The organism is Streptomyces sp. Y1 (assembly GCF_041053115.1).
GTDB lineage: Bacteria > Actinomycetota > Actinomycetes > Streptomycetales > Streptomycetaceae > Kitasatospora > Kitasatospora rubellomurina.
On the sequence record NZ_CP163445.1, the window covers coordinates 1,402,600 to 1,424,679 of the forward strand.

The 22,080-nt window shown below is 74.6% G+C and carries 17 protein-coding genes and 2 pseudogenes; 7 read left to right on the plus strand and 12 right to left on the minus strand.

Features of this window, described 5'->3' with window-relative positions; all coding sequences use genetic code 11:
- Positions 1–219: 219 nt before the first annotated feature.
- Both AB2U05_RS05895 and AB2U05_RS05900 read right to left on the minus strand, forming a co-directional pair.
- Positions 220–942: a response regulator gene (locus AB2U05_RS05895; RefSeq protein WP_369182611.1), complete on the minus strand. Its 723-nt coding sequence runs from the start codon at positions 940–942 to the stop codon at positions 220–222.
- Positions 939–2,696 carry an ATP-binding protein gene (locus AB2U05_RS05900; RefSeq protein WP_369182612.1) on the minus strand — a complete coding sequence of 586 codons (1,758 nt, stop codon included), beginning with the start codon at positions 2,694–2,696 and terminating at the stop codon, positions 939–941. The genes AB2U05_RS05895 and AB2U05_RS05900 overlap by 4 nt, the downstream gene beginning before the upstream one ends.
- 206 nt (positions 2,697–2,902) lie before the next feature.
- Here AB2U05_RS05900 and AB2U05_RS05905 point away from each other — a divergent pair, with 206 nt between their 5' ends.
- On the plus strand, positions 2,903–4,288 hold the full coding sequence (locus tag AB2U05_RS05905; RefSeq protein ID WP_045709272.1) for a cation:dicarboxylate symporter family transporter: 1,386 nt from the start codon (positions 2,903–2,905) through the stop codon (positions 4,286–4,288).
- A gap of 178 nt (positions 4,289–4,466) precedes the next feature.
- Here AB2U05_RS05905 and AB2U05_RS05910 read toward each other — a convergent pair whose 3' ends face one another.
- From AB2U05_RS05910 to AB2U05_RS05935, 6 genes and pseudogenes are all read right to left on the minus strand, one after another.
- Positions 4,467–5,459 carry a hypothetical protein gene (locus AB2U05_RS05910; protein ID WP_369182613.1) on the minus strand — a complete coding sequence of 331 codons (993 nt, stop codon included), beginning with the start codon at positions 5,457–5,459 and terminating at the stop codon, positions 4,467–4,469.
- A 224-nt stretch (positions 5,460–5,683) separates the two neighbouring features.
- The gene (locus AB2U05_RS05915) at positions 5,684–6,379 is read right to left on the minus strand and encodes a DUF742 domain-containing protein (protein WP_369185907.1); all 696 of its coding nucleotides are present in this window, start codon (positions 6,377–6,379) and stop codon (positions 5,684–5,686) included.
- An 84-nt stretch (positions 6,380–6,463) separates the two neighbouring features.
- A complete protein-coding gene (locus AB2U05_RS05920; RefSeq protein ID WP_369182614.1) occupies positions 6,464–6,883 on the minus strand; it encodes a roadblock/LC7 domain-containing protein in 420 nt (139 codons plus the stop codon).
- A 389-nt stretch (positions 6,884–7,272) separates the two neighbouring features.
- Positions 7,273–8,007 (minus strand): annotated as a pseudogene (locus AB2U05_RS05925) (MHYT domain-containing protein); the annotation flags it as partial.
- 412 nt (positions 8,008–8,419) lie between these two features.
- Complete coding sequence (locus tag AB2U05_RS05930) at positions 8,420–9,847, minus strand: cytochrome P450 (protein ID WP_369182615.1); 1,428 nt, start codon at positions 9,845–9,847, stop codon at positions 8,420–8,422.
- A gap of 101 nt (positions 9,848–9,948) precedes the next feature.
- Complete coding sequence (locus AB2U05_RS05935; protein WP_045693152.1) at positions 9,949–11,016, minus strand: RNA ligase (ATP); 1,068 nt, start codon at positions 11,014–11,016, stop codon at positions 9,949–9,951.
- A gap of 411 nt (positions 11,017–11,427) precedes the next feature.
- On the opposite strand from AB2U05_RS05935, the gene modA reads away from it, so the two are divergent.
- Genes modA through AB2U05_RS05950 form a run of 3 tightly spaced genes read left to right on the plus strand, consistent with a single transcriptional unit; the run spans position 11,428 to position 14,379 of the window.
- Entirely contained in the window at positions 11,428–12,279 is an 852-nt protein-coding gene (gene modA / locus AB2U05_RS05940; protein ID WP_369182616.1) for a molybdate ABC transporter substrate-binding protein, read from the plus strand.
- The gene (locus AB2U05_RS05945) at positions 12,276–13,256 is read left to right on the plus strand and encodes an ABC transporter permease (protein ID WP_369182617.1); all 981 of its coding nucleotides are present in this window, start codon (positions 12,276–12,278) and stop codon (positions 13,254–13,256) included. The genes modA and AB2U05_RS05945 overlap by 4 nt, the downstream gene beginning before the upstream one ends.
- Before the next feature lie 58 nt (positions 13,257–13,314).
- Positions 13,315–14,379: an ABC transporter ATP-binding protein gene (locus AB2U05_RS05950; RefSeq protein ID WP_369185908.1), complete on the plus strand. Its 1,065-nt coding sequence runs from the start codon at positions 13,315–13,317 to the stop codon at positions 14,377–14,379.
- Positions 14,380–14,550: 171 nt separating this feature from the next.
- Here AB2U05_RS05950 and AB2U05_RS05955 read toward each other — a convergent pair whose 3' ends face one another.
- Positions 14,551–15,705 carry a PucR family transcriptional regulator gene (locus AB2U05_RS05955; RefSeq protein WP_369182618.1) on the minus strand — a complete coding sequence of 385 codons (1,155 nt, stop codon included), beginning with the start codon at positions 15,703–15,705 and terminating at the stop codon, positions 14,551–14,553.
- Between the two features lie 147 nt (positions 15,706–15,852).
- On the opposite strand from AB2U05_RS05955, the gene AB2U05_RS05960 reads away from it, so the two are divergent.
- The 3 genes and pseudogenes from AB2U05_RS05960 (at position 15,853) to AB2U05_RS05970 (ending at position 19,712) form a co-directional block, all read left to right on the plus strand.
- Positions 15,853–16,965, plus strand: coding sequence for a ferredoxin reductase (locus AB2U05_RS05960; RefSeq protein WP_369182619.1), 1,113 nt, complete (start codon positions 15,853–15,855; stop codon positions 16,963–16,965).
- Positions 16,966–16,972: 7 nt separating this feature from the next.
- Positions 16,973–18,049: pseudogene (locus tag AB2U05_RS05965) on the plus strand (fatty acid desaturase); the annotation flags it as partial.
- A 301-nt stretch (positions 18,050–18,350) separates the two neighbouring features.
- The gene (locus AB2U05_RS05970) at positions 18,351–19,712 is read left to right on the plus strand and encodes an SMI1/KNR4 family protein (protein ID WP_369182620.1); all 1,362 of its coding nucleotides are present in this window, start codon (positions 18,351–18,353) and stop codon (positions 19,710–19,712) included.
- A 13-nt stretch (positions 19,713–19,725) separates the two neighbouring features.
- On the opposite strand, the gene AB2U05_RS05975 is transcribed toward AB2U05_RS05970, so the two are convergent.
- The 3 genes from AB2U05_RS05975 to AB2U05_RS05985 all read right to left on the minus strand — a co-directional run bounded on the left by AB2U05_RS05975 (position 19,726) and on the right by AB2U05_RS05985 (position 22,047).
- Positions 19,726–20,466 (minus strand): peptidyl-tRNA hydrolase, encoded by a 741-nt coding sequence (locus AB2U05_RS05975; RefSeq protein WP_369182621.1) that lies wholly within the window; start codon positions 20,464–20,466, stop codon positions 19,726–19,728.
- A gap of 63 nt (positions 20,467–20,529) precedes the next feature.
- Complete coding sequence (locus AB2U05_RS05980) at positions 20,530–21,021, minus strand: hypothetical protein (protein ID WP_369182622.1); 492 nt, start codon at positions 21,019–21,021, stop codon at positions 20,530–20,532.
- A gap of 69 nt (positions 21,022–21,090) precedes the next feature.
- The gene (locus AB2U05_RS05985; protein WP_052706619.1) at positions 21,091–22,047 is read right to left on the minus strand and encodes a hypothetical protein; all 957 of its coding nucleotides are present in this window, start codon (positions 22,045–22,047) and stop codon (positions 21,091–21,093) included.
- Positions 22,048–22,080: the final 33 nt, after the last annotated feature.

Sequence of the window (22,080 nt, forward strand, 5' to 3'; positions counted from 1 at the left end):
CAAAGGAAGTTAGGTAAGCCTAACTTTATAGCCCTTGACCTGGCGCGATGCCCGCGGGGCACCCAGAACCACCCGCGCGAGTGAACCTCCCCCGGTTCTGCCAACGAGCACGGCGCCAAGAGGTCACGGCCTCCGCCGGGCCGAATCACCGCCCGGCCCACCGACCGGATCACCGGCGGGCCCACCGACCGGATCACCGACAGGCTCACCGACCGGACGTCACGCCTTCCCCGTCCACCGGTAGCACAGCTCCGGCCGCCCGACGCTCCCGTACTGCGGCTCCCGCACCGCGCGCCCGGTGTCCACCAGGTGCTCGAGGTAGCGCCGCGCGGTGATCCGGGACACCCCGGCGGCGGTGCCCGCCGCGGCCGCCGACAGCCCGGTCGCCGCCTCGCGCAGCACGGCCGCGACGGTCTCCAGGGTGGGCGCGCTCAGCCCCTTCGGCAGGGTGCTGCGCTCGGAGGTGCGCAGCAGGGCGAGCGCCTGGTCGACCTCCTCCTGGCCGGTCGCCTCGCCGCTGCGCCCGAGACTCGCGCGGTAGCGGGCGTAGCGTTCGAGCCGGTCGTGCAGGGCGGCGGCGCTGAACGGTTTCAGCAGGTACTGCACGACGCCCGCCGAGACGGCCTGCCTGACCATGGCGAGGTCGCGCGCCGAGGTCACCGCGATGACGTCGGTGGCGTGGCCGGCGGCGCGCAGCGTGCGGCAGAGCTGGAGGCCGTGGCCGTCCGGCAGGTAGAGGTCGAGCAGGGTGAGGTCGACGGGTGTGCCGGCGGCGCGGGCGCGGTCCAGGAAGCGCAGCGCGTCGGCGCAGCTGTGGACGGTCCCGGCGGCGTGGAAGCCGGGCTCGCGCGCGACGTAGAGGGTGTGCGCGGCGGCGGCCACCGGGTCGTCCTCGACGACCAGGACGGAGATCCCCGGCCGCGCCCCGGCGCCGCCCGTCACGTCGACACCCCTGCCCGCTCCCCCGCGGAAGCCCCCTCGCCAAGCCCCTCGCCAAACCCCTCGCCAGAACCCCCACCGGCCCCCTCGCCCCCGCGCCCCCGCCCGGCCAGCGGCAGCCGCACCGTGAGCACCGCGCCGCGCTCGCGCCCGACCTCGACGGTGCCGCCGTTGCGCCGGGCGGCCTGGGCGACCAGGGCGAGCCCGAGGCCGTGCCCGTGCCCGTCCTGCTTGGTGCTCCAGCCGCGCCGGAAGACGTCCTCGACGGCGGCCGGGTCGATGCCGGCGCCGGTGTCGGCGACCCGCAGCAGCAGGCGGGCGTCGGGGGCGTCGCCGCCCTCGATCCGGGCGGTGACGGTGACCTCCGGCGGCACCGGGCTGTGCGCGGCGCCGGCGATGGCGGCGTCGACGGCGTTGTCGATCAGGTTGCCGAGCACGGTGATCAGGTCCCGGGCGGAGAGCCCGGGCGGCAGCACGCCGTCGTCGATCCGGCTGTCCTCGGTGAGGGTCAACTCGACGCCGCGTTCGGCCGCCTGGGCGGCCTTGCCGAGCAGCAGCGCGGCCAGCACGGGTTCGCCGACCGCGGCGACGACCCGGTCGGTGAGCTGCTGGGCGAGGGCGAGTTCGGCGGTGGCGAACTCCACCGCCTGTTCGTGGCGGCCGAGTTCGATCAGCGAGACGACGGCGTGCAGCCGGTTGGCGGCCTCGTGGGCTTGGGCGCCGAGCGCGTCGGTGAAGCCGCGCACCGAGTCCAGTTCGCCGCTGAGCGCCTGCAGTTCGGTGTGGTCGCGGAGGGTGACGACCCGGCCGAGTCCGGTGCCGATGGTGGAGGTGTTGAGCACGACGACCCGCTCGGCGGTCAGGTGCACCTCGTCGCGGACCGGCTCGGCGCCGAGGACGGCCGCCACCAGGGCCTCCGGCAGGCCCAGGCCGTCGACCGGCCGCCCGTCCAACTCGCCCTCCAGGCCGAGCAGTTCGCGGGCGGCGTCGTTGCACAGCACGACCCGGTGCGCGCGGTCGAGCAGGATCAGCCCCTCGCGCACCGAGCGCAGGGTGGCCTGGTGGTACTCGTAGAGGTGGCTCAGCTCGGCCGGGCCCATGCCGTGGGTGTGCCGCCGCAGCCGGGAGTTGGCGAGGTAGGTGCCGAGCCCGCCGAGCGCGAGCGCGCCGGCCGCGACGCCGACCAGGGCGAGCAGCGGTCCGCTGAGCCGCTCGGAGATGGAGTCCAGCGTGAGGCCGACGCTGACCAGCGCGATCACCCGGTTCCGGTCGTCCAGCACGGGGGTGACCACCCGGACGGACGGGCCGAGCGTGCCGGTGTACGTCTCGCTGCGGGTCTGCCCGGCGAGCGCCCAGTCGATGTGCCCGAGGTACGGCCGGCCGATCTGCTCGGGCCGCGGGTGGGTCCAGCGCACGCCCGTGGTGTCCATGACGGTGATGAAGGAGACCCCGGTGTCGACGCGGACCTGCTCGGCGTACGGCTGGAGGACGGCGGTCGGGTCGGGCCCGGTGACGGCGGTGCGGACGGTCGGCGCGTCGGCGACGGCGTGTGCGACGACGGTCACCTGGCGGCGGGCGGCGTCCTCGGTGCTCCGGGCGGTGAACAGGTAGGCGAGCACCGCGCCGCCCGCGACCACGGCGGCGACGATGACCACCTGGACGACGAACAGCTGCCCGGCCAGGCTGCGGACCAGCCCGCGCGGCGCGCGGGGGCGACGGCGGCGCGCGGGAGCGGGGGCGGGGGGCGGCACGGGCATGCCTGCCAGTGTGCACCACGGGGCCGCGCGGCGACCCCGGCGTGCGACGGGCCCGACGACCCCGGCGCGCGGCACGCGGCACGCGGTGCGGCCGAGGCGCCGGAGAACTTTATGACCGCAAACGTGACCCGGATCACGCGCAGGCCCGATAGTCGGATCGGCCCACCACCCGGGGCCGCCAGGACTGCAGGGCGAAGGAGCCGCAGATGTCGATCGCTGGAGCCGCACCGGCGGGGGGACCCAGACGCAAGGACCGCACCCACTACCTCTACCTCGCCGTGATCGCGGCCGTGGTCGCGGGCGTGGTGGTGGGCTTGGCCGCGCCCGGCTTCGCGACGGAGCTGAAGCCGGTCGGCACCGGGTTCGTCAACCTGATCAAGATGATGATCAGCCCGGTCATCTTCTGCACCATCGTGCTCGGCATCGGCTCGGTCACCAAGGCGGCGAAGGTCGGCAAGGTCGGCGGCCTCGCGCTCGGCTACTTCCTGGTCATGTCGACGGTCGCGCTCGCCATCGGCCTGGTCGTCGGCAACCTGCTGGAGCCCGGCGGCGGCCTGCACCTGACCGCCGCGCTCGCCAAGTCCGGCCACGCCCAGGCGGCGGCCGGCGGCGCCCAGTCGACCACCGACTTCCTGCTCGGGATGATCCCCACCACCCTGTTCTCGGCCGTCACCGAGGGCAAGGTGCTCCAGACCCTGCTGGTCGCGCTGCTCGCCGGCTTCGCCCTGCAGGCGATGGGCCCGGCCGGCGCCCCGGTGCTGCGCGGGATCGAGCACGTGCAGAAGCTGGTCTTCCGGATCATGTCGATGATCATGTGGGTGGCGCCGATCGGCGCGTTCGGCGCGATGGCCGCCGTGGTCGGGGCCACCGGCACCGCCGCGCTGAAGAGCCTCGCCGTGATCATGGTCGGCTTCTACCTGACCTGCGCGCTGTTCGTCGTCGTGGTGCTGGGCGCGCTGCTGCGCCTGGTCGCCGGGATCAACGTGTTCGCGCTGCTCAAGTACCTCGGCCGCGAGTTCCTGCTGATCCTCTCGACCTCCTCCTCGGAGAGCGCGCTGCCCCGCCTGATCGCCAAGATGGAGCACCTGGGCGTCAGCCGCCCCGTCGTCGGCATCACCGTGCCGACCGGCTACAGCTTCAACCTCGACGGCACCGCGATCTACCTCACCATGTCGTCGATCTTCATCTCCGAGGCGATGGACAAGCCGATGGGGATCGGCGAGCAGCTGTCGCTGCTCGTCTTCATGGTGATCGCGAGCAAGGGCGCGGCCGGCGTGACCGGCGCCGGGCTGGCCACCCTCGCGGGCGGGCTGCAGTCCCACAAGCCGGCCCTGGTGGACGGCGTCGGGCTGATCGTCGGCATCGACCGGTTCATGTCCGAGGCCCGGGCGCTCACCAACTTCGCGGGCAACGCCGTCGCCACCGTGCTGATCGGCCGCTGGACCGGCGAGCTGGACGCCGAGCGCGCCCAGCGGGTGCTGGCGGGCGAGGTGCCGTTCGACGAGCAGACGCTGATCGACAGCGCCGGCGGCCACCCGGCGCCCCAGGCCCCGGCCGACCCCGACGCGGCCCCCGCCCCGGTGGCCGCCTGAGCGGCCCGCACGCTCCCCGGTCCGGCGCCGTCCCCCACCCCGGAAGAACGGCGCCGGACCGGGGCTCCCCCACAGCCGGATCGGCCCACCCCTCGCGGGGCGGGCCGATCCGGCTACAGCTTCGGCCAGGCCGGCGACCGGCCCTCCCGCGTCCTGGCCACAGCTCCTCCCGCCCTGCCTACAGCTCCTCCGACCCGCTGAGCGCCCAGGCCACCCCGCTCGCCGGGTCCTCCAGCGCCACGTGCAGGTGCCGCAGCCCGGCCGCCGGCTCCAGCCAGGTGAAGCAGCGCATCCGGGCCACCAGCGCGTTCACCTCCGCCCGGTCCGGGCCGCCCGCGCCCGCCATCGCGCCGAGCGCCCGCCACAGCGCCAGCCGCCCGTGCGCGCTGCCCCGCGCCCGCCCGGCGGCGGCCGCCTGCACCAGCGCCGGGCAGACCAGCGCGAACGGCAGGTACCCGCCGACGACCCGACGGCCGTACGCCCCCCGGGCCGCCACCGCCACCCGGGCCGCCGCCAGCGGGGCCGGACCGCGCACGCAGACCGCCTCCGCCCACGGCGCCAGCTCGGCCAGCGCCGCCGTCGCGGCCGAGGCCCGGGCCGCCCGCTGGCCGCCCAACCGGTCCGCCGGGTCCGGCAGTTCGACCACGCCCAGGCCCTCCCGGTCGGCCGGCAGGGTCAGCAGCGCACTGCGCGCGCCCCCGCACGGCAGGTACTCGCGCACCCGCGCGCCCTCCTCCCAGCCGGCCGCCTCCCACGGCTCCAGGCACAGCGGCACGCCCTCGCCGTCCGGCTCGGCCCCGTACGAGAGGTCCTCGCCCAGCAGCACCCGGGTGTGCGCGACCAGCCGCCGCACCGCGGCCGGGCCGAGCAGCGGGGCCAGCCGGAGCCAGGAGTGCCTGGTCGCCAGCACCTCCCACAGCGGCCCGGCGTCGTGGTCCGCGACCCCGGCGGCCGTCCCCGGGCCGCCGTCCGCGTCGAACAGCCGGACGGCCAGCTCCGGCGGCGCCGAGTAGGCGATCAGGTGCCCGAGCGGCGCGGTCAAGGCCGCCGCGGTCGCCTCGCCGGCCCGCTCCACGGCGGCCGCCCGGCCCTGCCGGTAGGCGGCCAGCAGCTCGGGCCAGCGGCCGTCGTCGGCCAGGGCGCGCAGGCGGTGGTCCTCGTACGTGATCACGATTTTCAGCGTACGGGCCGGGGCGGCGCATCAGCCGACTTGCCGTCGGCTCGGTGCGTCGAAGCGGGCCGCCGCCGTGCTCGCGCTCGCGCCTCGCGTTCGTCCTCGCGTTCGAGGACGGCGCGCCGCCGGCCGTCCGCGCGGTGCGGCCTGGCCGGCACCTTCGTGGACGACCGCTCGGCAGGAACCGGTCGGCAGGAACCGGTCGGGCTCGGCGTTCGGTCTCAGCCGGACGGCGAGCCGTCCGCGAGCAGGCGGGCGGCGGGCACCCGGCCCGCATGCTCGACCAGGTTGATCAGCACCTCCTTGTCGGAGGCCCGGCGGCGCGCGTCGCACAGGACCACCGGGGTGCCGGGGTCCAGGTCCAGCGCGCGGGCGACCTCCGCCGGGCCGTACTCGCGCGTTCCGGCGAAACGGTTCACCGCGACCACGAACGGGATGCCCCGGTGCTCGAAGAAGTCGACGGCCGGGAAGCAGCCGGCCGGGAAGCAGCCGGCCGGCCGGCGGGTGTCGGCGGGCACGACGGCGCCGAGTGCGCCCTGCGCCAACTCGCCCCGGAGGAACCAGAACCGGTCCTTCCCCGGGGTGCCGAACAGGTAGCGGGACAGGCCCTCGCGGATGGTGATGCGGCCGCCCGCAGTGCGCGGAGTCCGTGGACGACCTCCTGGAGGATGCGCTCGTCGGGGAGCAGGGCGAGCGGGCGGGGCGGGGCGGTTGACCCGGATGAGCCCGGCCGCCGGCAGGTCGCCGAGCAGCACCCGCACCACGCCCACCGAGAGGTCGAGGTCGGCGGCGAGTTCGGCCACCGACTGCGGCGTGCCGCGGCACAGGGTGAGGATGCGGACCTGTTCCGGGCCGACCGGCGGCTCGGGGTGACGGCGTACGGGCGGACGACCGGGCCGGCGTCCTCGTCGTGCCAGCGGGCCCGGTGCGCGGCACCGTTCGTCATCGCGGGCGCTCCGGCCGGCGCTGCCACTGCCGCTGCGGGCGGGGCTGTTCCGGGCTCATTCGCCGGACCCGCCGCGCGCCGCGCGGGGTGCGGTGCCCAGGTGCTCCCCGACCCGGCGGACCATCCTGGCCATCTCGTAGGCGATCAGGCCGAGGTCGGCGCGCGCGGTGGCGAAGACGGCCAGGCAGGTGCCTTCCCCGGCGGCCGCGATCAGGAGGTAGCCGCCCTCCAACTCGACCATGGTCTGCCGGACTTCGCCCGCGCCGAAGTGCCGGCCGGCGCCCTCGGCCAGGCTGTGGAAGCCGGAGGCGACGGCCGCCAGGTGCTCGCCGTCCTCCCGTTCGAGTCCGGCCGAGGCGCCGATGGCCAGGCCGTCCACGGAGAGGAGCACGGCGACGCGGACCTCCAGGGCACGCTGGACCAGCTCGTCGAGAAGCCGGTCCAGCTCGCCCGCGCGGTGGTTGGTGCCGATCACGACGTCTCTCCTTCAGTTCGATGCGGGTGCTGGAAGCGGTCGTCCGATCCGCCGTCCGGGCGGTGCCGGGATCCCCTCCCCGGACCGGAGGCCGCGTCGAACTCCGTTCTTCGGTCGGGGCGTTCGGCCGCGTGGCCGGACGGTCGGGAGCCGCGCGCCCACCCGCTCTGGAAGGCGGACATCGCGGCCCGCACCGCCTCCGGGCTGCGGCCGCCGAGCGGCGCCGGTCCACCCCGGGGGGCACCCGGGTCCGGACGGGCGGGCGCCTCCCGCAGCTGCGGCGCCAGGCTCGCCTGCCGCACCCGGCGCGGCAACTCCCCACCCTCACAGCCCGGTTGGTACGTGGGCCGGGTGGGGAACTCCTCGAGGGCCAGCTCGCCCGCCTCGCGGTAGCCGGCCCGCTCCTGGGCGGTCGGGGACAGCGCGACGAAGGCGGAGGCGAGGAAGAGGAAGGAGCCGAGGCCGACCGCGAGCGGGAAGACGAACTCCATCGGGCCGACGCCGCCGAGGCCGGCCCGGTCGGGGTCCAGCCGGACGTGGACGGCGGCCATGCCGGTGTAGTGCATGCAGCTGACGGCGAGGCCCATGGCCAGCGAGGCGGCGACGGCCGCGTACACGTTGCGGATGCTGACGGCCGCCCAGAGTGCGGCGGTGGCGGCGCCGACCGCGACGAGCACCGACAGGGCGACGGTGCCGGCGTCGTAGCGCATGCCGCCGTGCATCCGGACGGCGGCCATGCCGAGGTAGTGCATCGCGGCGATGCCCAGCCCGGTGGTGACGCCGCCGACGAGCAGGGCCGGGCCGCGGTGCCGGCCGTAGCAGACGACGGCCAGGCCGAGGCCGGTGACCAGGACGGCGACGACGAGGCTCAGCACGGTCAGCGGCACGCTGTAGCGCAGCTCGGTGCCGTCGACGGTGAAGCCGAACATCGCGACGAAGTGCATCGTCCAGATGCCGGAGCCGATCGCGCCGGCGGCCGTGACCAGCCAGTTCCGGCGGGCGGCGCCGCTCGCCGCGAGTCCTCGCAGGGTGCAGCGCAGGCCGAGGGCGGCACCGGCGCAGGCCATCACGTACGAGAGGGCGGGTGTCAGCCAGCCTAAGCTGACGTGCTTGAGGGTGCCCATCGGACCTCCGGTCGGCCGGTCGGGCCCGGGGCGGTACGCGGCGCGCCCGGGCTCCCCGGGCCGGGCGGACTGCACGTGGCCGCCGGCGACGGACGGGCGCAGGGCGCCCTGACGGTCCGTCATATGCCGTACGCATGTGCGCTTTCGGCCTGGGGTGCGTGGGACGCTATCGAGGGGCCGGAATCAGCCACCGGAAGATCTGAAAAGCTACCCGCGAGACGCGGGCGATGTGTTCGAATGGGCCGGTCCTCTGCCCGGAGGGTGGTTTGCTCGCGAACACCGAACAGATTCCAGCGAACAGCTGACAACTTTCATCATCTGTTATCTGTTCGCTGAAATCTGTTATCCGTCGGTTGTCATCTGTCAGCCGTCAGCCGTTACCTCCCAGCTGCCCGCCGGACACCGCCCGCAGTCAGTCCTCCGCCCCCGCCCGCTGGCGCTCCGTCACCCGGATCCGCATCGGGCTCCTCACCTGCAGCGTGATGCCCTGGCCGAGCGCCACCCGCTGGTCCACCGCCTCCAGGTCGAAGTCCCGCAGCAGCACACCGAGGGTCAGCACCGACTCCAGCATCGAGAAGTGCTGCCCGATGCACGCCCGCGGCCCGCCCCCGAAGGGGTACCAGGCGTAGCGGTGCCGGGCCTTCTCCTGCTCGGGCAGGAAGCGGTCGGGGTCGAAGCGCTCCGGGTCCGGCCAGTGGTCCGGGTGCCGGTGGGTGACCAGCGGCGCGACCACGAGCTGCGCCCCCGCCGGAAGCAGGTACCCGTCGACGACCGTCTCCGCGACCACCCGCCGGCCGACCAGCGCCGCCGCCGGGTAGAGCCGCATCGTCTCCTTCATCACCCGGGTCAGGTACGGCAGCGCGTCCAGGTCCGCGGCGGTCGGCACCCGCCCGGCCAGGACGGCCTCGGCCTCCTCCTGCGCGAGCCTGCGCTGCTCCGGGTGCTTGGCCAGCAGGTGCAGCGCGAAGGCCAGCGAGGTGGCGGTGGTCTCGTGCCCGGCGAGCAGGAACACCAGTACCTGGTCCCGGAGTTCGGCCGGATCGAGCCGCCCGCCGTCCTCGCCGCGGGCCCGTCCGAGTAGCGTCAGCAGGTCGTTCGCGTCCTCGTCGCCGCCGCCGCGCGCGGCCCGCTCGGCGATGATCCGGTCGCAGACCCCGTACAGCGCCCGCTGCGCCGCCAGGCCGCGCCGGTTGCCCGGGGTCGGCCAGGTGCGGGGCAGGCGCACCGGGGCGTAGCCGCGGTCCACGACGAACGCGCCGAGCGCCGGGAAGCTGCGGTTGACCACCTCGACCGCCTCCTCCACGTCGGCGCCGAAGAGGATCCGGGCGACGGCGCGCAGCGCGAACCGCGACATCTCCTCGGCCGCGTCGACGACCCCGCCCGGCGCGGTGCGCCACCGCTCGGTGAGCGCCCGCGCCTCCTGGGCGAGTGCGTCCGCGTAGCCGTCGACCCGGCGGCGGGTGAACAGCGGCTGGATGAGCCGGCGTTGGCGCTGGTAGAGCTCGTCCTGGCTGGTCAGCAAGCCGTTGCCGACGCTTATTCGCAGCTCGTCGTAGAGGTCGCTCTCCTTGCGGAAGTTGGCCGCCTCGCTGCCCAGCACCTGGTGGACGCCCTCGGGCGAGAACACGCCGTAGAACTCGGCGCGCAGCCCGGGCGGGCCCACGGTGAAGCGCACCACGTCCCCGTAGTCGCGCCGAGCGGCGAGGTAGGTGCGCAGCGGGCGGCGGGTGAGGTCGAACAACGACCCGGTCAGCGGACTCCCGGGCGGACCGGGCACCGGGGCGACGGCGGGTCCGGATGCGGCCGGGGTGGGGGCCGGGGCTTCGGTTGCGGTGGGCATCGGCACTCCTTCGACGCGGACTACCAGTCGACTTCACTGACGAGTAGTCAACCCCGGAAGGCCCGGAAGAGTTCCCTCCGGGCACCGGCCGCAGCCCCCTCCTACTCGTACTCGGTGCCGCCCTTGCGGGTCAGGTAGGCGTCGGCGACCACCTTGGCGATCGCCCGCCCGCCGAGCAGCGGGCTCCAGCGCTCGGTCACCGGGCGGACCACGACGCCCTCGCGCAGGTGGAGTTCGCGCCCGGAGAAGGTCTCCCGGCCCTCCGCGAGGGCCAGCACGGTCTCCCGGTCGAACGGCCCGCGCCACAGCTCGGGCACCAACGGCAGCTCGCCGTCCAGCAGTTCGGCGGCGGGCAGCCAGACCAGCTGCCCGTCGACCACGGCCGACACGTCGAAGGCCGCGTAGCCGGGCAGTTCGGTGCGCGCGGAGGCGCCGTACGTCAGGTCCTGCACGCCCTCGCCGAAGACCTCGCCGAAGATGCCGACCCGCTCGGCGCCCAGCCGCTCGGCCAGCCGCGCCGCCACCTCCGGTATGCGGTGCGCGCGCACCGCCCGCCAGTAGAGGTTGCGCTCGTCCTCGATCAGCGCGAGGCCCTGCGCGCCGATCCCCTTGGAGGACACCTGGACCTCGCCGGTGGCGGCCGTGTAGGTGACCAGGCAGCAGCTGCCGTGCAGCTTCTCGGTGAGCACGACCGGCTCGCCCGGCTCGAAGACGTCCGGGTAGCGCTTGAGGTTCTCGATGTCCACCCAGGGCAGCAGGTCCGGGGCGCTGACCACCTCGCCGTTCATCGACGTCGGCACCGGCGGCTGCCACTTGACGACGCCGAGCAGTTCGGCGAAGTCCTCGCCCCGCTCGGCGGCGGCCGCCAGGTCGGTGCCGGCGAGCGCGGCGGGCCGGCAGACTATGCCCTGCGACAGCTCGCCGCGCAGCCGTACCGCCTTGACCCGGTTCGCGTTCGAGCCCGCCAGCTTCCCGGTCAGGCCGAGCTCCGCGACCAGCTCGTCCGGGAGGACGGACTGCTCGGGGATGTAGAGGGCGAAGTCGCCCGTCCGGTACGTGCCCTTGGCGACCACCGCCCGGTAGAGCCCGACCTGCGCGAGTTCCAGGGCGTCGGCATTCGGGTGCTCCAGGACGATCAGTTTCTCCGCGGTGACGCGCAGCGTGGACATGGACGGACTCCTCCCCTATGGGCCCGGCCGGGCAACGGCACCCGGCCATGCGTACGAACTGCGCCCACTCTGACCGGTCGGGCGCGCGGGCGCGACGCAATTTCCCGCGGCCGCCCGCCGCCACCTGCCGTTTTCCGCCGCCGCCACCTGCCACCACCTGCCGTGGGCCGTCGCCGGCCGTCGTCAGCCGTCGTCACGAACCGAGGCGCCGCCCGTACGGTCCGGCCCGCGCCCACGGCCCGCCTTGCGCCTTCCCACAGCCGGACGGACGGCCCCGGCGCCCCGGGCCTGTGCGAAGCGACAGGGGATCCTGCACTCGCATCTGCGGCACTATGATCACCGAAATGGCCGCACCTGCGGCTCCGTCGCCCTCGCGCCCCGCCCGGCGCGCACCCTGGAGGGGAAGCCCCGATGAGCATCCGCACGCCCGCCCCCGCCCGCAGGCTCGCCGTCGCCGCCGTCGCGGCCCTCGTGCTCGGCCTCGGGGCCACCGCCTGCGGCAGCGACGGCGGCACGTCCGCCGGCTCGGGAGCCTCCGCGTCCGCCGGGGCCACCGGCACCGGTGCGAGCGCCGGCGTCCCGAAGGCCCACGGCACGATCACCGTCTTCGCCGCCGCCTCGCTCAAGGAGACGTTCACCGACCTGGGCAAGAAGTTCGAGGCGGCGAACCCCGGCACCAAGGTCACCTTCAACTTCGGCGGCAGCTCCAGCCTCGCCACCAGCATCAACTCCGGTGCCCCGGCGGACGTGTTCGCCGCCGCCAGCCCGGCCACCATGAAGACCGTCAGTGACGCGGGCGGGGCGAGCGGCCAGCCGGCGGTCTTCGTCCGGAACACGCTCGCCATCGCCGTGCCCAAGGGCAACCCCAAGCACCTCGCCGGCCTCAAGGACCTGGCCGGCTCCGGGGTGAAGGTCGCGCTCTGCGCGAAGGAGGTGCCGTGCGGCGCGGCCGCGCTGACGGCGCTCAAGGCCGCCGGCGTCGAACTCACCCCGGTCACCCTGGAGCAGGACGTCAAGGGCGCGCTCACCAAGGTCGAGCTGGGCGAGGTCGACGCCTCGCTGGTGTACAAGACCGATGTGCGGGCCGATGCTGCGAAGATCGACGGCGTGGACTTCCCCGAGGCCGCCAAGGCCGTCAACGACTACCCGATCGCCGCGCTCGCCAAGGCTCCGAACAAGGACGGCGCCGCCGCGTTCGTCGCGTACGTCCAGTCGCCCGAGGCCCAGCAGGTCCTGACCGCGGCCGGTTTCCAGGCCCCGTGAACGACCGCAGCGCCGACGCCGACCGCCACCCGGCCGGTCACGACACCGATCACGGCGCCGACAGTGGCGCCAATAGTGGCACCGCTCGCGGCACCGGTCGCGGTGGCGAACGCGGTGGCGAACGCGGCGCCCGCCGGGGCGGCGTCGGCCCGGCCGGCCACGTCCCGGCCCCGCCGCGCCGGGGCCGGCGCCCCGGCTCGGGTCGTACCCCGGTGGCGTTGGCTCTCCCGGCTCTGCTCGGGCTCGCGTTCCTGATCCTGCCGCTGGTCGGCCTGTTCGTCCGGGCGCCGTGGAGCGGCCTGTCCGAGCAGCTGACCAGCACCGCCGTCTGGGACGCGCTGCGCCTGTCGCTGATCAGCGCGACGGCGGCCACGGCGGTGTCGCTGGTCCTCGGCGTCCCGCTGGCCTGGCTGCTCGCCCGCACCGAACTGCCGGGCCGGCGGGTGGTCCGGGCGCTGGTGACCCTGCCGCTGGTCCTGCCGCCGGTGGTCGGCGGCGTGGCGCTGCTGCTGGTGCTCGGGCGGCGCGGCATCGTCGGCTCCTGGCTCGACTCGGCCTTCGGCATCACGCTGCCGTTCACCACCGCCGGCGTGGTGATCGCCGAGGCGTTCGTGGCGATGCCGTTCCTGGTGATCAGCGTCGAGGGGGCGCTGCGGGCCGCCGACCCCCGCTTCGAGGAGGCGGCCGCCACCCTGGGCGCCTCCCGGCTGACCGCCTTCCGCCGGGTCACCCTGCCGATGATCGCCCCGGGGATCGGCGCCGGGGCCGTGCTGGCGTGGGCCCGGGCGCTCGGCGAGTTCGGCGCGACGATCACCTTCGCGGGCAACTTCCCGGGCCGCACCCAGACCATGCCGCTGGCGGTCTACCTGGCGATGGAGTCCGATCCGCAGGCCGCGATCGCCCTGTCGCTGGTCCTGCTGGCGGTCTCCGTCGCCGTCCTGGCCGGCCTGCGCGACCGCTGGCTGTCCACCCCGTGAGGCCGCGCCCGTGACCCAGGACCGCACCACTCCGCCGAACCCCGTGGACGCCGCCCGGATGAGCACCCCGACCGCCCTGGACGCCCACCTGCGGGTGGACCGCCCCGCCTTCACCCTCGACCTCGCGCTCGCCGCCGCCCCCGGCGAAGTGGTCGCCCTGCTCGGCCCGAACGGCGCGGGCAAGTCCACCGCCCTGCGCGCCCTCGCCGGCCTGCTCCCGCTCACCGGCGGCCACCTGCGGCTGGACGACCGGCTGCTGGAGGACCCGGCCCAGCGCCTGCACACCCCCGCCGAGGAACGCCCGGTCGGCGTGGTGTTCCAGGACTACCTGCTGTTCCCGCACCTCAGCGCGCTCGACAACGTCGCCTTCGGCCCGCGCTGCCAGGGCCGCCCCAAGCGCGCCGCCCGCGCCGAGGCGGCCGACTGGCTGGAGCGGATGGGCCTGGCCGAGCACGCCTCCGCCCGTCCCGGCCGGCTCTCCGGCGGCCAGGCGCAGCGGGTGGCACTCGCCCGGGCGCTCGCCGTCCGGCCCCGACTGCTCCTGCTGGACGAGCCGCTGGCCGCCCTGGACGCCCGCACCCGGCTCGACGTACGGGCCCAACTGCGGCGCCACCTCGCCGAGTTCGAGGCGATGGCGGTGCTGGTGACGCACGATCCGCTGGACGCCATGGTGCTGGCCGACCGGCTGGTGGTGATCGAGGACGGGCGCGAGGTGCAGTCCGGCCCCCCGGCGGAGATCGCCCGGCGGCCGCGCACCGACTACATCGCCCGCCTGGTCGGGCTCAACCTGTACCAGGGCGTGGCCGAGGGCACCCACGTCACGCTCCCGGACGGCACGGTGCTCGCCACCGCCGAGGCGCTGTCCGGCCCGGCCTTCGTCGCCTTCCCGCCGTCCGCGGTGACCCTGTACGGGGAACGGCCGCACAGCAGCGCCCGCAACCTGTGGCGGGCGGAGGTGACCGGCCTGGACCTGCACGGCGACCAGGTCCGCGCCGAACTCGCGGGCGAGCTGCCGATGGCCGCCGACCTCACCCCGGCCGCCGTCGCGGAGCTGGGCCTCGCACCCGGGGCAGAGGTCTGGGCCTCCGTCAAGGCCGCCCAGACCCACGCCTACCCGGCGTAGACCGGCCCGGAAGGGCTCCGGCTCCGGCTCCGGCGACGGCGACGGCGACGGCGACGGCGACGGGGACGGGGACGGGGACGGGGACGGCGACGGGGACGGGGACGAACAGATATCAGCGAACAGATAACAACTTTCAACATCTGTTATCTGTTATCTGTTCGCTGACATCTGTCATCCGTTACTCGCTACTTGCTGCTGAAGCCCCACCGCGAGGGTCAGTTCGAGGACCCGGTGCGGCGATGCGAGATCCGGAAACAGCTCCCGCAGCTGCGACATCCGGTACCGGACCGTCTGGGGATGGACGAACAACGCCGCCGCCACCTCGTCCCGCCTGCCCTGGTGCAGCAGCCACGCCCGCAAGGTCTCCTCCAGCCGCCGCGCGGTCGCGGCCGGCAGGGTCCGCAACGGCGCGAGGGCCCGGGCACGCAGGTCCGCGAACGCGTCCGCGTCGGCGCTCAGCACCAGCTCGGGCAGGTGCTCCTCGGTGTCGCGGATGTCAGCGGAGAGGGAGCGCGCACGTACGGCTCGCGCGTACGAGGCGCACGCGCGCATCCACGGCCGCGCCGGGCCGACCACGGCGGTGCGGTCGGCCAGCTGCCGCAAGAGGTGGGACCGGTCGGCATCGGGAACGAGCAGCACACCGGTGGCGTCCGGCAGATCGTCGAGGACCAGGGTGCTCGGGTCGAGCACGCGGTAGGCGGGCCGGGCCTGGGCGGTGGGCAGCAGGACCGCGGTGAGCGAATTCGGGGGCTGCCACCCGGTGCGTTGAACAGAGGCCCGCAGCACGTCCGGGCTCGCACCGGCGAGGAGGTCGCGGGCCAGCTGTTCCAGGTGGCGCTCGTGGGCCCTGCCCCGGGCGGCCAGTTCGTCGGCGTGGCCCGCGGCGCTCGCGGCGGAGAGCTCGTCGATGTAGGCGAAGGTCAGCTCGGCGAACTTGGCGACCTGGGCGGCGGGCAGGCCCGCGGGTACGGCACCGGCTGCCAGGCAGCGCCAGGCCACGCGGGCGCCGACGCGGTAGGCGCTGAGCAGGGCGTCCATCGAACGGCCGTCGCGCACCTCGCCGCGGCCCAGCTCGTAGGCCGCGTCACCGGCGTCGCCGCTCGTGGCGTTGCCGCTCGCGAGGTCCAGGTAGTGCCCCAGGGCGGTGCGGACGGCTCGGCGGATCGTGCCGCCCATGCGGCCCGAAAGGGCGTTGGCGTAGGAGGGGACCTCGTCGATGATGGCCTCGACGACCTCGTCGGCGGTGGCCGTCAGCGCGCCCCGAAGCGCGGTGACGGTCGTCTCGTCCAGGACCAGCTCGCCGGCCCTCCGGATTGCTTGGCTCACGTTCTTCTTCCCTGCGAACTCGTTCCCTGCGGACTCGTTCCCCGCGAACCGGTTCCCCACAGACTTGTTCCCTGCGAACAATTCAGCCGATCAGGTTTACGCCCTACGGTCAGGACTTTACGCCCTGAGGCGCAGCAAGCTGGAGTCATGACGAGTGCAGCCCTGCGCAGCAGGGCGTGGAAACTGCTGGAGATGGTCACGACGCCGCTGCTGCCGTCGGACTACCTCGACCTGGTCAGCCCGCTGCGCGCGGGCGCCGACCTCCGTGGGCGCATCGAGGCCGTGCACCCCGAGACGGCCGACGCCGCGACCGTCGTGATCAGGCCGGGACGGAGCTGGCGCGGCCACACGGCCGGTCAGTACGTGCGGATCGGGGTCGATGTCGACGGCAGGCGCCTGTGGCGCAGCTACTCCATCACCTCGCCGACGAACCGCCGGGACGGCCGCATCACGATCACCGTGAAGGCGGTCCCGGGCGGCAAGGTCAGCAACCACCTCGTCCACCGGGCGGCACCGGGCACGCTGGTCCAGCTCGACCAGCCGGCCGGCGACTTCGTGCTGCCCCGCGTCACGCCCGCCAAGGTGCTCTACCTGACGGCCGGCAGCGGCATCACGCCCGTGATGGGCATGCTGCGCGACACCGAGGTCGACGACGTCGTGATGGTCCACTGCGCACCACGGCCGCGAGCCGTGATCTTCCGCAACGAACTGCACGACCTGGTGGCGGACGGGAGGCTGCGCCTCACCGAGGTGCACACCGACACGGACGGCAGGCTCGACGTCGCCCGTCTCGGCGAGCTCGTGCCCGACTGGGCCGAGCGCGAGGCCTGGGCCTGCGGGCCCTCGGGCCTGCTCGACGCCGCGGAGGAGCACTGGGCCGAGCACGGCGTCCAGGAGCGCCTGCACACCGAACGGTTCCGCCCCCGCATCACCGTCGCCGGCAGCGACAGCGACAGCGGAAGCGGCAGCGGCAGCGGCGACGGGAGCGGCGCCGACACCGCCGGCGGCGAGGTCACGTTCAGCCTCACCGGCAAGGCCGTCGACGCGGACGGCACCACGCCGCTGCTGGACGTCGGCGAGGAGGCCGGCGTGCTCATGCCCTCCGGGTGCCGCATGGGCATCTGCTTCGGCTGCGTCACACCGCTCAGGGCGGGCGCCGTCCGCGACCTGCGCACCGGCGAGATCACCGAGGCGGAGCCGGGCGTCCTCATCCAGACCTGTGTGTCCGCCGCGGCGGGCCCCTGCGACATCGAACGGTAGAAGCGCCTTGACCGCCATCGACCCCACCGCCCACCTGACCGCGGAGCAGATCGAGGAGCTCGGCCGCGAGCTGGACGCGATCCGCGACGAGGTGATCGCCGACCGCGGCGAGAGGGACGCCGCCTACATCCGCAAGGTCATCTCGGCGCAGCGCAAGCTCGAACTGGCCAGCAGGGGCGTGCTGTTGTTCTCGCTCTTCCCGCCCGCGTGGCTGATCGGCACCGCCGGCCTGTCCGTGGCGAAGATCATGGACAACATGGAGATCGGCCACAACGTCCTGCACGGCCAGTGGGACTGGATGCGGGATCCGAAGATCCACTCCACCACCTGGGAGTGGGACCACGTCTCGCCGTCCGAGCAGTGGAAGCACTCGCACAACGAGCTGCACCACGCGTACACCAACGTGATCGGCAAGGACAACGACCTCGGCTACGGCATCATGCGCGTCGACGAGGACCAGAAGTGGCACCCGTTGCACCTCGGCCAGCCGCTGTGGAACTTCGTCAACGCCTGCTTCTTCGAGTACGGCATCGCGGCGTACGACCTGGAGCTCGGCAAGAACCTGCAGGGGCGCCGCCGCAAGGACCCGGAGTTCCGCGCGCGGGCCAGGGCCGTGGGTCGCAAGATCCGCAAGCAGGTGCTCAAGGACTACGTGATCCACCCGCTGCTGTCGGGCCCGTCGTTCGCGACCACGCTCGCCGCCACGTTCACCGCGAACGTGGTCCGCAACATCTGGTCCCACTCGGTGATCATGTGCGGGCACTTCCCCGAGGGCGTCCAGGTCTTCGAGCGCCGGTCGGTCGAGGGCGAGACGCGCGGCCAGTGGTACCTGCGCCAGATGATGGGCTCGGCGAACATCAGCGGCAGCAAGGCCATGCACTTCATGACCGGCAACCTGTCCCACCAGATCGAGCACCACCTGTTCCCGGACCTGCCGAGCAACCGGTACGCCGAAGTCGCGGTGAAGGTGCGCGCGTTGTTCGAGAAGTACGAGCTGGAGTACGTCACCGGGCCGCTGCCCAAGCAGGTGTTCTCCGCGTGGCACAAGGTCTTCCGGCTCTCGCTGCCGACCAGGAGGCCCGAGGCCGGGAAGACCGGGGCCGGGAAGACCTGGGCCGGGAAGACCGGGGCCGGGAAGCCCTGGGCCAGGAAGCCGGGCCGCGCGCGGGGACCGGTCTCGGCCGCCGGACTGTCAGTGGGCGTCGCTAGTGTCGTCGGTCGTGGAAACGACGAGTCCCTGTCCCGGTAGGTCCTGCCCGGCCACCGCTCTGGTTCCGCCATCGGACTGGTGGAACTCCGGCGCCCTCCTGTCCGCGGCGCGGACGGAGCTGGCGTCCGACCCGTCGCGGCGGGCGGAGATCGGCAGGATCCTGCACCACGTCCTCGTGTCGCACGCCGCCGCCCACGGGCGCGGCCCGGTCGCCCGGGCGCTCGCCGAGTTGGCGCCCGGTGAAGTCCCGTCTGCCGTCGCCGCGGTCCGCCGCTTCCTCGCGGATCCCCGCAGGGACCCGTGCCGGACGTCCTCGGCCGCGGGCGATGCCGCGCGGCATCACATCGTGCTCGGCCTGCTCGGTGATCCGCGCCAGGACCGGTCGCGGCTCGACGTCCTGGTCGCGGCCACGGAGGACGCCGATTTCCTGGCCCTCGCCGAGGACTACGTCCTGCTCGGATCCGACCGGGCGCGGACCGCCGCGGAGCGGCTCGCCGCGATCGCCCGCGCCGGTGCGATGCCCGGCGCGAGCGTGGCCTGGCGGCAACTGCTCGCCCTGGGGCCGGCCTTCCATCCCCTGCTGCGTCCGGTCCTGAACGGGATCGTCGACGCCGGTACGCCGCTGCACGACCTCGTCGGCTCCCCGGCCGCACGGGCGTCCGGGTTCGAGGACGATGCCGCCGCCCTGGCGCTGCGGTCACTGCCGCTGGGCCCGGCTTTCGCGATCCGCCGCCGGCACCACCGCGAGGACGACGTCGTCACCCGGATCCTGGCCTGCGGCGAGCACTACCGGCAGCCGACCCTGCTGGCGCTCACCGCGACCGCGCAGAACACCGCCCTGTCCGACTGCGCCCGGTGGCACGCGGTCCACCGGCTGGCCGAGGTGGACGCCGACGCCTTCGAGCGGACCGCGGCCGCACTGCTGGCCGCCGGAGTCGCCGACCCCACCGCCGGCCCCCTTCCGCCGGAGCTCGGCGAGGCGGAGGCCGACGCGATCCGCGAACGCGTCGCGCGGGCGTGGCACCGGATCCGGGAGCAACTGCGGACCCGCTACCCCGATTTCGTCATCCGCTTCGGACCCGGCGCGAGCGCCGCCGAGATCGCCGCGCTGGAGTCGGAGCTGGGCTTCGCCCTGCCCGTGGACTTCGCGGCTTCCCTGGCCCTGCACCGCGCCGTCGAGTACGACGGCCTCGTCCTCGGACTGTGCCCGCACCACGACATCGGCGAACTCGCCGAGCGGCGCACGGACGGGATGGACTGGGAGGAGGGGAGCCAGCAGGTCCCGGAGATCCGCGGGGACTACGGCTGGCGCCCCGGCTGGGTCCCGCTGCACGTGGCCGACAGCGACTGGGACGTCCTGGACCTCGACCCGGCGCCCGCCGGACGGTACGGGCAGGTGATCCGGATCAGCCATGACAGCTGGCCGGGCGTGCAGGCGCCGAGCTGGCTGGCGATGCTCGAACGGGTCGCGGACGACATGGAATCCGGCCGGTACACGATCGAGGACGACGGCCGGACGCTGTGGCGCAACGACTAGGCCCCGTACGCGCTCACCGCAGCAGCGCGGGGTGCTCCGCGATCACCGTGCAGCTGCCCGGGGCGATCTCGGTGAAGCCCGCGTCCTGTACCACCGGCAGTCCGCTGCGCAGCAGGTCCGCCCAGCGCTCCGGCGTGGCGGTCCGGACGGCGAGCGCGAAGCCGGCCTCGGCCCACTCCTTGCGCTGCGCCTCGTCCAGCCGCCACCAGGCGATCTGCGCGGCGTGCCCGGTCTGCGCCATGGTCTTGCCGGCGCTCATGTCCAGCTCCGGGTTGAGCCACAACACCGGCAGACCCGGCTCTGGGGCGCCGACCTCGGCCGTCTCCTCCAGGTCCGTCCCGGAGACCTGCAGCTTGGCGAGCTCCTTCGGCCAGCCGTCCAGCGGGACCGGCGGGAAGACCCGCACCTCCGCCTCCCGCCCGTGCACCGTGATGCCCGGCAGCTCCGCAGCCCGGCGCCACTCCCCGCCCCGCGCCCGGCGGACGACCTTGCGGATCCGGGCGTCCTCCCAGGCGGCGACCCGCTCCGCCCACTCGCCGTCGGGCCCGGCCGTCCTCGGGTCGGCCAGCAGGGTCAGCACCGCGCGGGCCGAGGTCTCCAGCGCGTCCGTCCGCCCCGGCGGCGTGGCCTTCTCCAACCGGACGACCAGCGGCAGCACGTACTGCGGCCGCGCGTCACGGTCCTCGGGGGCGGCGGGGGCTGGAGCTGCGGCGGGGGCGGGAGCTGCGGCAGGGGCGTCGAACGGAGAAGTCACCCGTCCAGCATGCCAGCCCGCCGGAACCCGGCCCGGCCCGGCCTCCCCCGCCCTGCCGGCCGGTCAGCGCAGCCGCTGCCGCAGCTCGTCGACCGCCGTCCGGATGCCGGCGCTGTAGACGTCCTCCGGCAGCGCGTCCAGGCTGCGCACCGCGCGCTCCAACTGCTCGCGCGCCAGGTCGGGTTCACCGAGCTTGAGGTGGTCGGAGGCCAGGTTGAGGTATAGCGACGGGTAGAAGGCGCGCACCTGTAGGGCGGATTCGTAGGTCTGCGCGCGCTCGGCGGTCAGCGAGTCGGCGGCGGCCAGCGCCCGCCGGTCCCACTCCAGTTCCGCCGCCGGGTCGTCCTGCAGGTCCGCCAGATAGTGCGCGAGCACGCACCGGTGGAAGACGTCGCGCTCGCCGAGCGCCTCCCAGAGCGCCTCGAAGAGGGCCCGCGCCTCGGCCGAGCGGCCGCGCTGCGCCGCCCGGACTCCGTCCAGCCCCAGGCCGATCCGCTCCAGCGCCGGGCCGTCGCCGCCCGCCCCGGCGCCGCCGGGCCCCTCAGGATCGGACACCTCGGACACCTCGGATACTTCGGGCACTTCGGACATACCCGCAGCCTAGCCGCCACCCCCGGCGCCCGCTCAGCGCCGGTAGCCGCGCTGCGGGTCCCGCTCCTCCGCGTCCTCGTACATCAGGAACCAGCCCTCGGGGTGCGTGGCCGCCAGCAGCAGTTCGGTGCGCTGCTCCGCGCCGAGCTCGGGGTCGCCCTCGTCGGGACCGTAGACGCCGAAGAGCTCGTCGTGGCAGCCGTCCCAGTCGTAGTCGTACAGGTCGGCCGGCAGGTCGCCCATCATGTCGGCGACCGATTCGGGCTGCGCGCCGAGCAGCGCCCGGGCGTCCACCAGGGCCATCCGCAGCGCGACGTCCTCGGCCAGGCAGCGCGGCAGCGGCCACTCGCCGAGCGCGAGGTCGTCGGCCAGGTCGTCGAAGGCCCGGGCCATCGCGCGGCGCCAGCCCCGGTGCAGCCGCCAGGTGCGCTGGGGCAGCCGGGCGAAGACCGTCCAGTCGACGTCCTCGCCCTCGGCGACCGGCTCGTCGCCGTGCTCCTCCAGGTCGTCGTAGGCGGCGTCGGCGAGGCCGAGCAGCTGGGCGTGCAGGAGGCAGGCGGTGCGCGGGGTGAGGGTCCAGTCGGTCCCGGCGCCGCCGTCCTCCTCCTCGCTCTCCAGCGGGAAGAGTTCGGCGAAATCCGGCGTGAAGTCCTCGGTGACGCTGATCTCCAACGTGCCGCCGAGCGCCTCGACGCCGGGGATGGCCGCCACCAGCCGGTCCGGGTGCAGCAGCGCGCCGAGCGCCGCGTTGGCGTCCTCGGTCACCTCGCGCAGCAGTTCGCGGCGCTGCCCCGCCGGGTCGATGCCCTCGAAGTGCAGTTCCTCGACGGCCCGGACCGCGGCCGCGCGCAGCGCCGGCCAGTCGGTGATGCGCAGGCCCAGCACCACCGTCGCCTCGATCTCCTGCGCACCGGAGTCGCCCGGGCCGCCGGAGCCGCCCGAGTGTTCCGCCGCGCCCGGCCCCTGCGGATGATCGCTTCGCTCGCCCATGGGGCTACGGTACGGCTTTTCGCCCGTCCGATC